Below are 12,566 nucleotides of genomic sequence, written 5' to 3'. Positions count from 1 at the left end.
TGGAAAGCAGCTCCCGCTCACAGAGCGGAGCGGAGGCTGCCCAGCAATACTTTTCGCTATTCAATTAAGAGCGTTCAAGCTCAATATCCAGGCCCAAGGAGCGGATTTCCTTGACCAGCACGTTGAACGACTCGGGCATGCCCGCTTCGATCGAGTGTTCACCCTTGACGATGCTCTCGTAGACCTTGGTCCGGCCCTGCACGTCATCCGACTTGACCGTCAGCATTTCCTGCAAGGTGTAAGACGCGCCATAAGCCTCCAGTGCCCACACTTCCATTTCACCGAAGCGCTGACCACCAAACTGGGCTTTACCACCCAGAGGTTGTTGCGTGACCAAGCTGTACGGACCAGTCGAACGGGCGTGCATCTTGTCATCCACCAAGTGGTGCAGCTTCAGGTAGTGCATGTACCCGACCGTGGTGGGCCGCTCAAAGCGGTCACCAGTGCGGCCGTCGTACAGGTAAGCCTGGGTACGGGTCTCGGTCAAGCCCTTGAGCTTGGCGATGTCATCCGGGAACGCCAGCTTCAACATGGCACGGATTTCGTCTTCCGTTGCACCGTCGAACACGGGTGTGGCGAATGGCATACCGGTGGTGAGGTTCTGCGCCATCTCCAACAACTGGTCGTCGTTGAGTTGGCTCAGGTCTTCCTTGCGGCCGGTTGTGTTGTAGATCTCTTCGAGGAACGTGCGCAGTTCGGCCACACGCGACTCGGCTTGCAACATGTCACCGATGCGTTGACCAATACCCTTGCCTGCCCAACCCAAGTGAACTTCCAACACCTGCCCCACGTTCATCCGTGACGGCACACCCAACGGGTTCAGCACGATGTCACACGGGGTGCCATCGGCCATGTGCGGCATGTCTTCCACCGGAACGATCTTCGAGACCACACCCTTGTTACCGTGACGGCCGGCCATCTTGTCACCCGGTTGCAGGTGGCGTTTGACCGCCACATACACCTTGACCATCTTCAACACACCTGCGGGCAAATCGTCGCCCTGGGTGAGTTTTTTGCGCTTTTCTTCAAAAGCCAGGTCAAAACTGTGGCGGGTTTGTTCGTTGGAGTTCTTGATGCTCTCCAGTTGCACCGACACATCATCTTCAGCCGGACGGATGTCAAACCAGTGGTAACGGTCCACCGAGGCCAAGTACGCTTTGTCGATCTTGGTGCCTTTGGCCAGCTTCTGTGGGCCGCCATTGGCGACTCTGCCAACCAGCAGCTTCTCAATCCGGTCAAACGCATCGTTTTCCACAATCCGCAACTGATCGTTCAAGTCCAGGCGGAAGCGTTTCAGCTCGTCGTCAATGATCTGCTGGGCACGACGGTCGCGCACAATGCCTTCGCGGGTGAAGACCTGCACGTCGATCACGGTGCCTTGTGAGCCCTGGTCGACACGCAGCGAAGTGTCCTTCACATCGCTGGCTTTTTCACCGAAGATGGCGCGCAACAGTTTTTCTTCAGGCGTCAGCGTGGTTTCACCCTTGGGTGTGACCTTGCCCACCAGCACATCGCCAGGTTGCACTTCAGCACCCACGTAGATGATGCCGGATTCGTCCAGACGGTTGAGCTGTTGCTCACTCAGGTTCGGAATGTCGCGTGTGATTTCTTCGGCACCCAGTTTGGTGTCGCGCGCCATGACCACCAATTCCTCGATGTGGATCGAGGTGTAGCGGTCTTCAGCCACGACACGTTCGCTGATCAAAATCGAATCTTCGAAGTTGTAACCGTTCCAGGTCATGAAGCCGATCAGCATGTTCTGACCCAGCGCCAACTCACCCAGATCGGTGGAGGCACCATCCGCAATCACGTCACCCTTGGCCAGCCGGTCGCCTTTTTTCACAATCGGACGCTGGTGGATGTTGGTGTTCTGGTTGGAGCGTTGGTACTTGATCAGGTTGTAGATGTCGACACCAACTTCGCCAGCTTGTGCTTCGGCGTCGTTGACACGCACCACCACACGGGTTGCGTCGACATAGTCCACCACACCACCACGGGTTGCTGTCACGACGGTGCCGGAGTCAATGGCAGCCACACGTTCAATACCGGTACCCACCATGGGTTTTTCCGGACGCAGCACCGGCACAGCCTGACGCGACATGTTGGCGCCCATCAAAGCGCGGTTCGCATCATCGTGCTCAAGGAACGGCACCAAGGATGCAGCCACCGACACGATCTGTGCGGGCGACACGTCCATGTACTGCACACGTTCGGCACCGACCAAAATGGATTCACCGGCTTCACGTGCCGAAATCAGGTCACCCGAGAGGCGGCCTTCTTTGTCCAGCGCGGCATTGGCCTGGGCGATCACGTACTTGCCTTCTTCGATGGCCGACAAATAGTCAATGTCCAGCGTTACCTTGCCCTCAACCACGCGGCGATAAGGTGTTTCGATGAACCCATACTCGTTCAGACGTGCGTACAAAGCCAGGGAGTTGATCAGACCGATGTTCGGACCTTCGGGCGTTTCAATCGGGCAGACGCGACCGTAATGGGTCACGTGCACGTCACGCACTTCAAAACCTGCACGTTCGCGGGTCAAACCACCTGGGCCAAGAGCAGAGACACGACGCTTGTGGGTGATTTCCGACAGCGGGTTGGTCTGGTCCATGAATTGCGACAACTGCGACGCACCAAAGAACTCTTTCAAAGCAGCTGAAATCGGCTTGCTGTTGATCAGATCGTGCGGCATCAGAGGCTCTTGCTCCGCCTGACCCAGACGTTCTTTCACGGCCTTTTCAATACGGGCCAGGCCCATGCGGTACTGGTTTTCGGCCAACTCACCCACACAACGCACACGGCGGTTACCCAAGTGGTCGATATCGTCCACTTCGCCATGGCCGTTACGCAAGTCGACCAAGATCTTGACCACAGCCAAAATGTCTTCATTGGTCAAGACCATCGGGCCGGTGGACTCAGGGCGCCCCATCTTGGCGTTGAACTTCATACGGCCAACACGCGACAGGTCATAGGTGTCGGGGTTGTAGAACAAGCGCTGGAACAAGGCTTGCACAGCGTCCTCTGTTGGCGGCTCGCCAGGGCGCATCATGCGGTAGATCGCCACACGCGCGGCGAACTCGTCAACGGTTTCGTCGGTGCGCAAGGTCTGAGAGATATATGCGCCTTGATCCAACTCATTGGTGTAGATACACGCCAGATCCTGCACACCAGAGGTGCGCAGTTTCTTGAGCAAGGCTTCGGTCAATTCTTCATTGGCTTTGGCCAGAATTTCACCGGTGTCGCCATCCACCACATTGCGGGCCACAACACGGCCAATGAGGAAATCCTCAGGCACGGACACATGGGTGGTAGCAGATTGCTCCATCTCACGTGTATGGCGCGCGGTGATGCGCTTGTCCTTGGCAACAACCACCTTGCCGTTTTTGTCGGTGATGTCAAAACGTGCCACCTCACCGCGCAGGCGTTCGGCCACGAACTCCATCTGCGCGCCACTGTCCATCAGGCGGAAGTTGTCGTTGACGAAGAAGTTGGCCAGGATGGATTCGTGGTTCAAGCCGATGGCTTTCAACAGGATCGTCACCGGCATCTTGCGGCGACGGTCCACCCGGAAGTACAGAATGTCTTTCGGGTCAAACTCAAAGTCCAGCCAGGAACCGCGGTAGGGAATGATGCGTGCCGAGAACAGCAACTTGCCGGAGCTGTGGGTTTTGCCCTTGTCATGCTCAAAAAACACGCCGGGAGAACGATGCAACTGCGACACGATGACGCGTTCGGTTCCATTGATGACGAAAGAGCCCTTTTCAGTCATCAAGGGCACCTCGCCCATGTACACCTCTTGCTCCTTGACCTCTTTAACGACCTTGTTCTGTGTCGTGGAAGACTCACGGTCATAAATGATCAACTGCACCTTGGCGCGAACGGCCGATGCGTAGGTCAAACCACGGGTTTGGCACTCGCGCACATCAAAAGCAGGTTTCGCCAGGTTGTATTCGAGGTACTTCATCTCGACAAAACCATTGTGCGAGACGATCGGGAAGGCAGCACTGAAGGCAGCCTGCAGGCCTTCGGTCGAACGCTTTTTGGGAGCAACATCAGCTTGCAGGAACGCGGTATACGCGTCCTTTTGCATCTGCAACAGGTAAGGAATTTCAAGCACGCTGTCGCGATTGCCAAAATTTTTACGAATTCGTTTGCGTTCGGTGTATGAGTAAGCCATGAAATCTCCGGGCAACTGAGGAACCTGGCGGGTCCTGGACGACTTTTTTCTTGGCGATTGGCCGCTACCAATCTATGGCGGACGGTTGCACCTTGCATGCAACCCGAACCAAGGCATCTTCTTCTGTCGGAATGAGAAGACACTGAAAAACAATTTTTTGCCTGGTTTGGAGCTAACTTTCCAGCTAGCCAATGTGTCAAAAAACTGCTTTACGGTGTGTTCTTTAGAAACACCAAAGGCTGGAGGCCTTTGACAGCACTCCAGCCCTTTGACCTAACTCAATTACTTGAGTTCAGCCTTGGCACCTGCTTCGATCAATTTCTTCAGAGCGGCATCAGCATCAGCCTTGGCCACGCCTTCCTTGACGTTCTTCGGAGCGCCGTCAACCAGGTCTTTCGCTTCTTTGAGGCCCAGACCAGTGATTTCACGCACAGCCTTGATGACCGACACCTTCTGGGCGCCTGCATCCAGCAGAACAACGTTGAACTCGGTCTTTTCTTCGGCGACTGCGGCAGCAGCACCACCGCCAGCGGCGGGGGCAGCCATAGCGGCTGCGCTCACACCAAATTTCTCTTCGATGGCTTTCACCAGATCGTTGAGTTCCATGACCGTCATGCTGTCGAGCGCGGTCAAAAATGCGTCTTTATCGAATGCCATTTTGATTTCCTAACAATATTGATTACTAAATGCCGAAAGCGGATCAGGCTGCCACGGCTTCGGCGGGCGCTTCTGCACCGCCGCCTTTTTGCTCTGCCAGAGCCGCCAACACACGCGCGGTGCGCGAAATAGGCGACTGCATCAAGCCCAACAACTGCGCCAACAACACTTCCTTGGAAGGGATACTGGCCAACTGCTTCACACCCTCGACGTCCAGAGCTTTACCGCCGTATGCACCACCACGAATCACCAACTTGGCGTTGGTCTTCGCGAAATCAGCCACCACTTTCGCGGCAGCAACTGCATCTTCAGAAAAGCCATAGATCAGCGGACCAGTCATCTGGTCAGACACAACTTCAAAGCCACTTCCGGCAACAGCCCGGCGAGCCAAGGTGTTTTTCAACACACTCAGGCTAACGCCATTGCTGCGCGCAGTTGAGCGCAATTTGGTCATGTCGGCAACCGTGATACCCCGGTATTCCGCCATCACGAGCGTTTGAGCTTTAGCGGCGAGGCCAGTCACATCACTGATGACCGCTTCTTTCTCACTGCGATTTAAACTCAAGGTCTACTCCTTCAAATTGTGTCTTTGGACAAAGATCAACTCATTGCCACCCGACACGCCATATTTCAGCGACCAACTGTTAAGAAACCCAACGAATCTTTAGCAGCGGGGTCGCCATCTGCGTTGGCGATCTATTCATTAAGCGCAAACATCACAAAGTACGTTGTGCACACCAACGGTCTTGGATGGCCTGCTGACAGCTTGCGACATCAGCAACCCACCACACCAGGCATCCTTTTCAAGACACCCAATTTTTCACATCAAGCGGTGATTGTTTGCAAATCAACGCGAACACCGACACCCATCGTGCTGGACACGGCAACTTTGCGCAAATACAGACCCTTGCTTGTTGCAGGTTTGGCTTTGGCCAACGCATCAACCAATGCTGCCAAGTTACCTTGCAGCTTGTCATTGTCAAAAGAACGACGGCCAATGGTGGAATGCACAATACCTGCTTTGTCCACACGGAACTGCACCTGACCTGCCTTGGCGTTGCGAACAGCGGTTGCCACATCAGGCGTCACTGTGCCAACTTTGGGGTTAGGCATCAAACCACGTGGGCCCAGAATCTGCCCCAGAGTACCGACAATACGCATGGCGTCAGGCGCGGCAATCACAACATCAAACGGCATGTCACCGGCCTTGACCATGGCGGCCAGATCGTCCATACCCACGATGTCAGCACCAGCAGCCTTGGCTTCTTCAGCCTTGGCACCTTGGGCGAACACAGCCACACGCTTTGTTTTACCGGTCCCATTCGGGAGCACCACAGCACCGCGCACAACTTGGTCAGACTTCTTAGCGTCGATACCGAGTTGAACGGCCACGTCGATCGATTCGTCGAACTTGGCATTGGCGCATTCTTTCACCAGACCAAGCGCATCACCGAGGGCGTACAGCTTGCTGCTGTCAACCTTACCTTGGAAGGCCTTTTGTTTTTTCGTCAAGCGTGACATTTAGACACCCTCCACATTCACGCCCATCGAGCGAGCTGAGCCAGCAATCGTCCGAACCGCTGCATCCATGTCAGCAGCAGTAAGGTCCTTCATCTTGGTCTTGGCGATTTCTTCGAGCTGGGCACGCGTAATCTTGCCGACCTTGGTCTTGAGAGCATTGGCCGAACCCTTGTCGATCTTCACTGCTTTCTTGATCAAAATGGATGATGGGGGCGACTTGATGACAAAAGTGAAACTCTTGTCAGCAAACGCAGTAATCACCACAGGCAAAGGCAGACCGGGCTCGACGCCTTGAGTTTGCGCATTAAATGCCTTGCAAAACTCCATGATGTTCAGACCACGCTGACCCAATGCGGGGCCAATGGGAGGGGAAGGATTGGCTTTGCCTGCTGGGACTTGCAGTTTGACAAAACCGACGATTTTTTTCGCCATGGTTTACTCCTGACGGGTACTAACGCCGAGGTTTGTTGTTGACAAACACTGGCTCCCCGGTATTAACGACTCGACTTTTAACTATTCGCACCGAGTCGGAAGATGCGAATGCCTCAACCAAGCAGACAAAGGAACCCCCTCATCCGCCCAGCAACAATTCAACTCAGGTTTTTTCGACCTGCGAAAACTCCAGCTCGACAGGCGTCGGCCGGCCAAAAATAGTCACAGCAACACGAACTTTGCTCTTGTCGTAATTGACCTCTTCCACTGAACCATTGAAGTCAGCAAAAGGACCTTCCTTGACACGCACAAATTCACCCACCACAAATTCAATTTTGTGACGCGGCTTGTCTGTACCTTCCTGCATCTGACTGACGATTTTCAAAACCTCAGCTTCAGAAATTGGAGAAGGACGGGTCTTGCCACCACCCACAAAACCTGTCACCTTGTTGGTGTGCTTCACCAAGTGCCAGGTGTCATCATCCATGACCATTTCCACCAAAACATAGCCAGGGAAAAATTTGCGCTCGGTGGTTTTTTTCTGACCATTCTTGATTTCAACCACTTCTTCCATGGGGACCAGAATGCGTCCAAACTTGGACTGCATGCCCGCACGGTTGATGCGCTCAAGGATGTTGCGCTCAACAGCCTTTTCCATGCCGGAATACGCATGAACAACATACCAACGCAAATCTGGATTGGTAGGTGCGGTAGCCAGGGTCTGCGCCGCAGTGGGCAAACCCGGAACAGGTTCTGCTACAACATCGTTCATTATTTTTTCCATCCAAGGATCAGGTCGTAAAACACCCATTCAAGCGTTTTGTCTGTCAGCCACAAAAACAGGGCCATGACAAAAACAAACCCAAACACATACAAGGTCATCTGAATGGCTTCACGTCGTGTCGGCCAAACCACCTTCTTGATTTCACGCACCGAGTCTTGCCCAAAAGCAGTCAGGGCCTTGCCAGACTCAGATGCCAAAAAGACAACCACCGCTACAGCCAAACCTGCCAGCAGACCCAACCACTGAAACAAAGGACCCTGCTTGGCCAAGACGTAATAAGCAACCAGCGACAAAACTACCAAGACAACAGCCGCCGCCAATTTGGCTTTGTCTGCAGTGGTATTGACGGTTTGAACTTGAGGAGTAGCCATTGTCAGTTGATGTCGAGCATGTTAATTAGCCATATTTTCGGGTGCTTTCCAGACGCACAAGCCCGCCGTTTGCACAGCGGGCTTTTTAGCCACCTCTTGGCCAATTCAGGTGGCAGGGGCAGTAGGAATCGAACCTACAACCTTCGGTTTTGGAGACCGACGCTCTGCCAATTGAGCTATACCCCTACAGACAATCAAGCAAGAATCTTGGCAACCACACCGGCACCAACGGTCTTGCCACCTTCACGGATAGCAAAGCGCAGACCTTCTTCCATGGCGATCGGGGCAATCAGCTTCACAGTGATCGACACGTTGTCACCAGGCATCACCATTTCTTTGCCTTCTGGCAGTTCGATGGCACCAGTCACGTCGGTCGTACGGAAGTAGAACTGAGGACGGTAGTTGCTGAAGAACGGGGTGTGACGGCCACCTTCATCCTTGGACAACACATAGACCTCACCCGTGAAGTGGGTGTGCGGCTTGATCGAACCCGGCTTGCACAGCACTTGACCACGCTGCACGTCTTCGCGCTTGGTACCGCGCAGCAAGATGCCAACGTTATCGCCCGCTTGACCTTGGTCGAGCAGTTTGCGGAACATTTCAACACCGGTGCAGGTGGTCTTCTGGGTGTCATGGATACCGACGATTTCGATTTCTTCGCCGACTTTGATGATGCCGCGCTCAATACGACCGGTCACCACAGTACCACGACCCGAAATGGAGAACACGTCTTCCACGGGCATCAGGAAGGCACCGTCCACAGCGCGCTCAGGCGTGGGGATGTAGCTGTCCAGTGCGTCAGCGAGCTTGAAGATGGAGCCTTCACCGAGGTCACCCTTGTCGCCTTCCATGGCGAGCTTGGCAGAACCATGGATGATGGGGGTGTCGTCGCCCGGGAAGTCATACTTGTCCAGGAGTTCGCGCACTTCCATTTCAACGAGTTCAAGCAGTTCAGCGTCATCCACCATGTCGCACTTGTTCAAGTAGACGATGATGTAAGGCACACCCACCTGGCGAGCCAGCAGGATGTGCTCACGGGTCTGGGGCATGGGACCGTCAGCAGCGGAACACACCAGAATGGCGCCGTCCATTTGGGCTGCACCGGTGATCATGTTTTTCACATAGTCAGCGTGTCCAGGGCAATCCACGTGGGCGTAGTGACGTGCAGCGGTTTCGTACTCAACGTGAGCGGTGTTGATGGTGATACCACGGGCCTTTTCTTCGGGCGCTGCATCGATCTGGTCGTAAGCCTTGGCTTGACCGCCAAATTTAGCCGCCAGCACGGTGGTGATGGCCGCAGTCAGGGTGGTTTTGCCGTGGTCAACGTGACCAATGGTGCCCACGTTGACGTGGGGCTTGGTACGTGTGAATTTTTCTTTTGCCATTTTGTGACTCCGAAAAGTAAAAAACCGTCGAACTAAAAAATCTGGTGCCCATTCCGGGAATCGGACCCGGGACCTCTCCCTTACCAAGGGAGTGCTCTGCCACTGAGCCAAATGGGCGAAATCTTGTCAAATCGATCAAACTGTGGAGCGGGGTAGGAGAATCGAACTCCTCGCTTTAGCTTGGAAGGCTAAGGTATTACCACTATACGAACCCCGCACAAATCAGCCCTACAAACAACTTCTGCAGAACCCCTTGCCTTGAGCACGCGCCCCAATCGGCTACACAACAATCAATTTATCACTGGTGGAGAGGGATGGATTCGAACCATCGTACTCGTAAGAGGGCAGATTTACAGTCTGCTGCCATTAACCACTCGGCCACCTCTCCAGGGTGAGCACAAGATTATGCCATGTAGTTTGGCTTTTGTCGCGAACGTTGCAATGTTTTTAACATCAATCTCAAAAATTACATTGGAAAGACTGATGCAAGTCTTCATTTGAGGCCATGGTGCTTTTCACGCCAGGCCCTGGCTTGCGAAAAATGCCCACACCCGATAAACGGCACCGGCGGGCGCAGCGCTGACAAGGGTGAGGGGTGGTTGGCGCACAACACCAGATGGCGCCTGGCATCAATCAAGGCCCGCTTGCTTTGCGCGTGGCTGCCCCACAACATGAAGACAACAGGCGCCGCATTTTGCGAGACCGCCTGGATGATGCTGTCGGTCAACACCTCCCAGCCTTTGCCCGAATGGCTGGCGGGCTGCCCCTCCTCCACCGTCAGGCAGGTGTTGAGCAATAACACACCATGGCGCGCCCAGCGCACCAGACTGCCCCCTGGACTGGGAAATGCCGGTGGCGGCTCACCCAGATCACGCTGCAACTCCTTGAAGATGTTGCGCAGCGATGGCGGCAAGGCCACGCCAGGGGCAACAGAGAACGCCAATCCCTCGGCCTGGCCCCGGCCATGGTACGGGTCCTGGCCCAGGATGACCACACGCACTGCGTCGGGCGGGGTTAAATCCAGGGCACGCAGCGGCGCAGGGGGAAAGACGACCGCACCGCTGTCCAGGCGCTGACGCAGAAACGCCAACAAAGCCGCGCCCTTGTCAGATTCAAAAAAGTGAGCTACCAACCCTTTCCAACCGGGGGCTACAGGCCAATTTTCTGCATCAGCTGATGTCAGTTGCGTCGTTTCAACCATGGCGCCTGAGACTCCCCGAGATCAGGTCAAGCAAACAACGCCGCCAGTGCCTCACCCGGCTCAGGCACCCGCATGAAGGCTTCACCGACCAAGAAAGCGTTGACACCCGCCGCACCCATGCGCAACACATCGTCGCGGGTGTGGATGCCGCTTTCACACACCAGTAGGCGATCCGACGGGATGTCTTTGATCAGCGCCAGCGTGGTGTCAAGCGACACCTCAAAGGTTTTCAGGTTGCGGTTATTCACACCAATCAATGGCGTCTTGAGCTTGAGGGCGCGCTGCAACTCAACTGCGTCATGCACCTCCACCAGCACCGCCATGTCCAGGCCACGAGCGATGGCTTCAAACTCTTTCATCTGCGCGTCGTCCAGACAGGCGGCAATCAGCAACACCGCATCGGCCCCCATGGCGCGGGACTCGTAGATTTGGTAGGCGTCCACCATAAAGTCTTTGCGCAACACCGGCAGCTGACAAGAGGCGCGGGCCTGTTTCAGGTAGTCCACGCTGCCCTGGAAGAACTGCTGGTCGGTCAGCACCGACAGGCAGGCGGCGCCAAATTCGGCATAACTCTGGGCGATGTCGGCCGGGATGAAGTCGGCACGGATAACGCCTTTGGACGGACTGGCTTTTTTGATTTCGGCAATCACCGCCGGCTGGCCTGCGGCGATCTTGGTACGCAGGGCACCCACAAAATCACGGGTCAGCACCCGGCTCTCTGCGTCGGCGCGCACCACGTCGAGTGGTTTGCGATTTTTGGCGGCGGCCACTTCTTCGTGTTTCACCGCCACAATGTTGTTCAGGATATCAGTCATGTTTGGAAGCCTCAGGGGTGGCAGAAAAAGAGTCGGCAGGGGTGGCACCCTGTTTCAGGACGTTGACAAATACACGTTTCATCAGCACCCCGACCACGATGAAAAAGACCGAAATGCCGATAGCAATCCAGGCGCCGTCGGTATGGAGCAGCTGCATCATCCGGCAGTGCTCAAGCTGTGGGCTACCGTCACCAGTTGATCAAGCTTGGCTTTGGCAGCGCCTGATTCAAGAGCAAGCCGTGCTTTCTGGATACCGGCTGCCATCGAATCGACCACATTGGCGGCGTACAGTGCAACACCGGCGTTGAAGATCACAATCTCCTTGGCCGGCCCGTCCACATTGTCCAGCACCCCCAACAACATGGCGCGAGACTGCTCGGGTGTCTCGACCTTGAAGGCGCGGGTGCTGGCCATGGTCAGGCCAAAGTCTTCGGGATGGATTTCATACTCGGTGACCTTGCCGTCTTTGAGTTCACCCACCAAGGTGGCGGCGCCCAGTGACACTTCGTCCAGGCCGTCCTTGCCGTAGACCACCACCGCGTGTTCGGTGCCCAGGCGCTCCAGCGCACGCACCTGGATACCAACCAGATCAGGGTGAAACACGCCCATCAAAATATTGGGTGCACCCGCCGGGTTGGTCAATGGCCCGAGCAGGTTAAAAATTGTCTTGACACCCATCTCGCGACGCACCGGCGCCACGTTTTTCATGGCCGGGTGGTGGTTTGGCGCAAACATGAAGCCCACCCCCACCTGCGCGATGCACTGGGCAATCGCTTCGGGCTTGAGGTTGATGTTGACACCGAGCGACTCCATCACGTCAGCGCTGCCACTCTTGCTGCTGACACTGCGCCCGCCGTGTTTGCTGACCTTGGCACCTGCGGCTGCCGCCACAAACATGGCGCAGGTCGAGATGTTGAAGGTGTGAGAGCTGTCGCCGCCGGTGCCCACGATGTCCACCAGATGGGTTTTGTCGGTGACATCGACCTTGGTGGCGAACTCGCGCATCACCTGCGCGGCGGCGGTGATTTCACCGATGGTTTCTTTCTTGACACGCAAGCCGGTGATGAAGGCCGCCAGCATCACCGGGGACCATTCCCCAGCCATGATCTGGCGCATGATGTAGAGCATCTCGTCGTGAAAAATCTCACGGTGCTCAATGGTGCGCAACAGCGCTTCCTGCGGGGTGATTTTGATGGTGTGTGTCATACGCGCTCCTGGTGCGG

General features: G+C 55.5%; 12 protein-coding genes and 4 tRNA genes. All 16 read right to left on the bottom strand.

Going from position 1 to position 12,566, the window contains the following annotated elements; genetic code table 11:
• Positions 1 to 64: 64 nt before the first annotated feature.
• Positions 65 to 4,177 carry a DNA-directed RNA polymerase subunit beta gene (gene rpoB, locus RF819_RS13565; RefSeq protein WP_078365480.1) on the bottom strand — a complete coding sequence of 1,371 codons (4,113 nt, stop codon included), beginning with the start codon at positions 4,175 to 4,177 and terminating at the stop codon, positions 65 to 67.
• A gap of 282 nt (positions 4,178 to 4,459) precedes the next feature.
• Positions 4,460 to 4,834 (bottom strand): 50S ribosomal protein L7/L12, encoded by a 375-nt coding sequence (gene rplL / locus RF819_RS13560; RefSeq protein WP_078365479.1) that lies wholly within the window; start codon positions 4,832 to 4,834, stop codon positions 4,460 to 4,462.
• A gap of 43 nt (positions 4,835 to 4,877) precedes the next feature.
• The gene (gene rplJ, locus RF819_RS13555) at positions 4,878 to 5,399 is read right to left on the bottom strand and encodes a 50S ribosomal protein L10 (RefSeq protein WP_078365478.1); all 522 of its coding nucleotides are present in this window, start codon (positions 5,397 to 5,399) and stop codon (positions 4,878 to 4,880) included.
• 260 nt (positions 5,400 to 5,659) lie between these two features.
• The gene (gene rplA / locus RF819_RS13550; protein WP_078365477.1) at positions 5,660 to 6,355 is read right to left on the bottom strand and encodes a 50S ribosomal protein L1; all 696 of its coding nucleotides are present in this window, start codon (positions 6,353 to 6,355) and stop codon (positions 5,660 to 5,662) included.
• Complete coding sequence (rplK, locus tag RF819_RS13545) at positions 6,356 to 6,787, bottom strand: 50S ribosomal protein L11 (RefSeq protein ID WP_078365476.1); 432 nt, start codon at positions 6,785 to 6,787, stop codon at positions 6,356 to 6,358. It lies immediately after the preceding gene.
• 163 nt (positions 6,788 to 6,950) lie between these two features.
• Positions 6,951 to 7,559 carry a transcription termination/antitermination protein NusG gene (gene nusG / locus RF819_RS13540; RefSeq protein WP_078365475.1) on the bottom strand — a complete coding sequence of 203 codons (609 nt, stop codon included), beginning with the start codon at positions 7,557 to 7,559 and terminating at the stop codon, positions 6,951 to 6,953.
• Positions 7,559 to 7,942 (bottom strand): preprotein translocase subunit SecE, encoded by a 384-nt coding sequence (gene secE / locus RF819_RS13535; protein WP_078365474.1) that lies wholly within the window; start codon positions 7,940 to 7,942, stop codon positions 7,559 to 7,561. Before secE ends, nusG begins: the two co-directional genes overlap by 1 nt.
• A 110-nt stretch (positions 7,943 to 8,052) precedes the next feature.
• Positions 8,053 to 8,128 (bottom strand) — tRNA-Trp (locus tag RF819_RS13530).
• An 8-nt stretch (positions 8,129 to 8,136) separates the two neighbouring features.
• Complete coding sequence (tuf, locus tag RF819_RS13525) at positions 8,137 to 9,327, bottom strand: elongation factor Tu (RefSeq protein WP_078364579.1); 1,191 nt, start codon at positions 9,325 to 9,327, stop codon at positions 8,137 to 8,139.
• A gap of 42 nt (positions 9,328 to 9,369) precedes the next feature.
• A tRNA-Thr gene (locus tag RF819_RS13520) sits at positions 9,370 to 9,444 on the bottom strand.
• Between the two features lie 26 nt (positions 9,445 to 9,470).
• Positions 9,471 to 9,544 (bottom strand) — tRNA-Gly (locus RF819_RS13515).
• An 85-nt stretch (positions 9,545 to 9,629) separates the two neighbouring features.
• Positions 9,630 to 9,715, bottom strand: a tRNA-Tyr gene (locus RF819_RS13510).
• A 105-nt stretch (positions 9,716 to 9,820) separates the two neighbouring features.
• On the bottom strand, positions 9,821 to 10,528 hold the full coding sequence (locus tag RF819_RS13505; protein ID WP_078365473.1) for a uracil-DNA glycosylase: 708 nt from the start codon (positions 10,526 to 10,528) through the stop codon (positions 9,821 to 9,823).
• Positions 10,529 to 10,554: 26 nt separating this feature from the next.
• A complete protein-coding gene (gene trpC, locus RF819_RS13500) occupies positions 10,555 to 11,343 on the bottom strand; it encodes an indole-3-glycerol phosphate synthase TrpC (RefSeq protein WP_078365472.1) in 789 nt (262 codons plus the stop codon).
• The gene (locus RF819_RS21430; RefSeq protein ID WP_169906440.1) at positions 11,336 to 11,503 is read right to left on the bottom strand and encodes a hypothetical protein; all 168 of its coding nucleotides are present in this window, start codon (positions 11,501 to 11,503) and stop codon (positions 11,336 to 11,338) included. Before RF819_RS21430 ends, trpC begins: the two co-directional genes overlap by 8 nt.
• Positions 11,500 to 12,549 carry an anthranilate phosphoribosyltransferase gene (trpD, locus tag RF819_RS13495; RefSeq protein ID WP_078365471.1) on the bottom strand — a complete coding sequence of 350 codons (1,050 nt, stop codon included), beginning with the start codon at positions 12,547 to 12,549 and terminating at the stop codon, positions 11,500 to 11,502. The genes RF819_RS21430 and trpD overlap by 4 nt, the downstream gene beginning before the upstream one ends.
• Positions 12,550 to 12,566: the final 17 nt, after the last annotated feature.

Source organism: Rhodoferax fermentans (assembly GCF_002017865.1).
GTDB lineage: Bacteria > Pseudomonadota > Gammaproteobacteria > Burkholderiales > Burkholderiaceae_C > Rhodoferax > Rhodoferax fermentans.
Note: the sequence above shows the minus strand (reverse complement) of the source record. Positions and strands in the feature narration are given on the sequence as shown.

What these genes read in the sequence shown, in the direction of transcription:
- rplL (WP_078365479.1), bottom strand. Translation starts at nt 4,834, where the DNA reads ATGGCATTCGATAAAGACGCATTTTTGACCGCGCTCGACAGCATGACG.
- rplK (WP_078365476.1), bottom strand. Translation starts at nt 6,787, where the DNA reads ATGGCGAAAAAAATCGTCGGTTTTGTCAAACTGCAAGTCCCAGCAGGC.
- rpoB (WP_078365480.1), bottom strand. Translation starts at nt 4,177, where the DNA reads ATGGCTTACTCATACACCGAACGCAAACGAATTCGTAAAAATTTTGGC.
- RF819_RS21430 (WP_169906440.1), bottom strand. Translation starts at nt 11,503, where the DNA reads ATGATGCAGCTGCTCCATACCGACGGCGCCTGGATTGCTATCGGCATT.
- secE (WP_078365474.1), bottom strand. Translation starts at nt 7,942, where the DNA reads ATGGCTACTCCTCAAGTTCAAACCGTCAATACCACTGCAGACAAAGCC.
- rplA (WP_078365477.1), bottom strand. Translation starts at nt 6,355, where the DNA reads ATGTCACGCTTGACGAAAAAACAAAAGGCCTTCCAAGGTAAGGTTGAC.
- tuf (WP_078364579.1), bottom strand. Translation starts at nt 9,327, where the DNA reads ATGGCAAAAGAAAAATTCACACGTACCAAGCCCCACGTCAACGTGGGC.
- RF819_RS13505 (WP_078365473.1), bottom strand. Translation starts at nt 10,528, where the DNA reads ATGGTTGAAACGACGCAACTGACATCAGCTGATGCAGAAAATTGGCCT.
- trpD (WP_078365471.1), bottom strand. Translation starts at nt 12,549, where the DNA reads ATGACACACACCATCAAAATCACCCCGCAGGAAGCGCTGTTGCGCACC.
- trpC (WP_078365472.1), bottom strand. Translation starts at nt 11,343, where the DNA reads ATGACTGATATCCTGAACAACATTGTGGCGGTGAAACACGAAGAAGTG.
- nusG (WP_078365475.1), bottom strand. Translation starts at nt 7,559, where the DNA reads ATGAACGATGTTGTAGCAGAACCTGTTCCGGGTTTGCCCACTGCGGCG.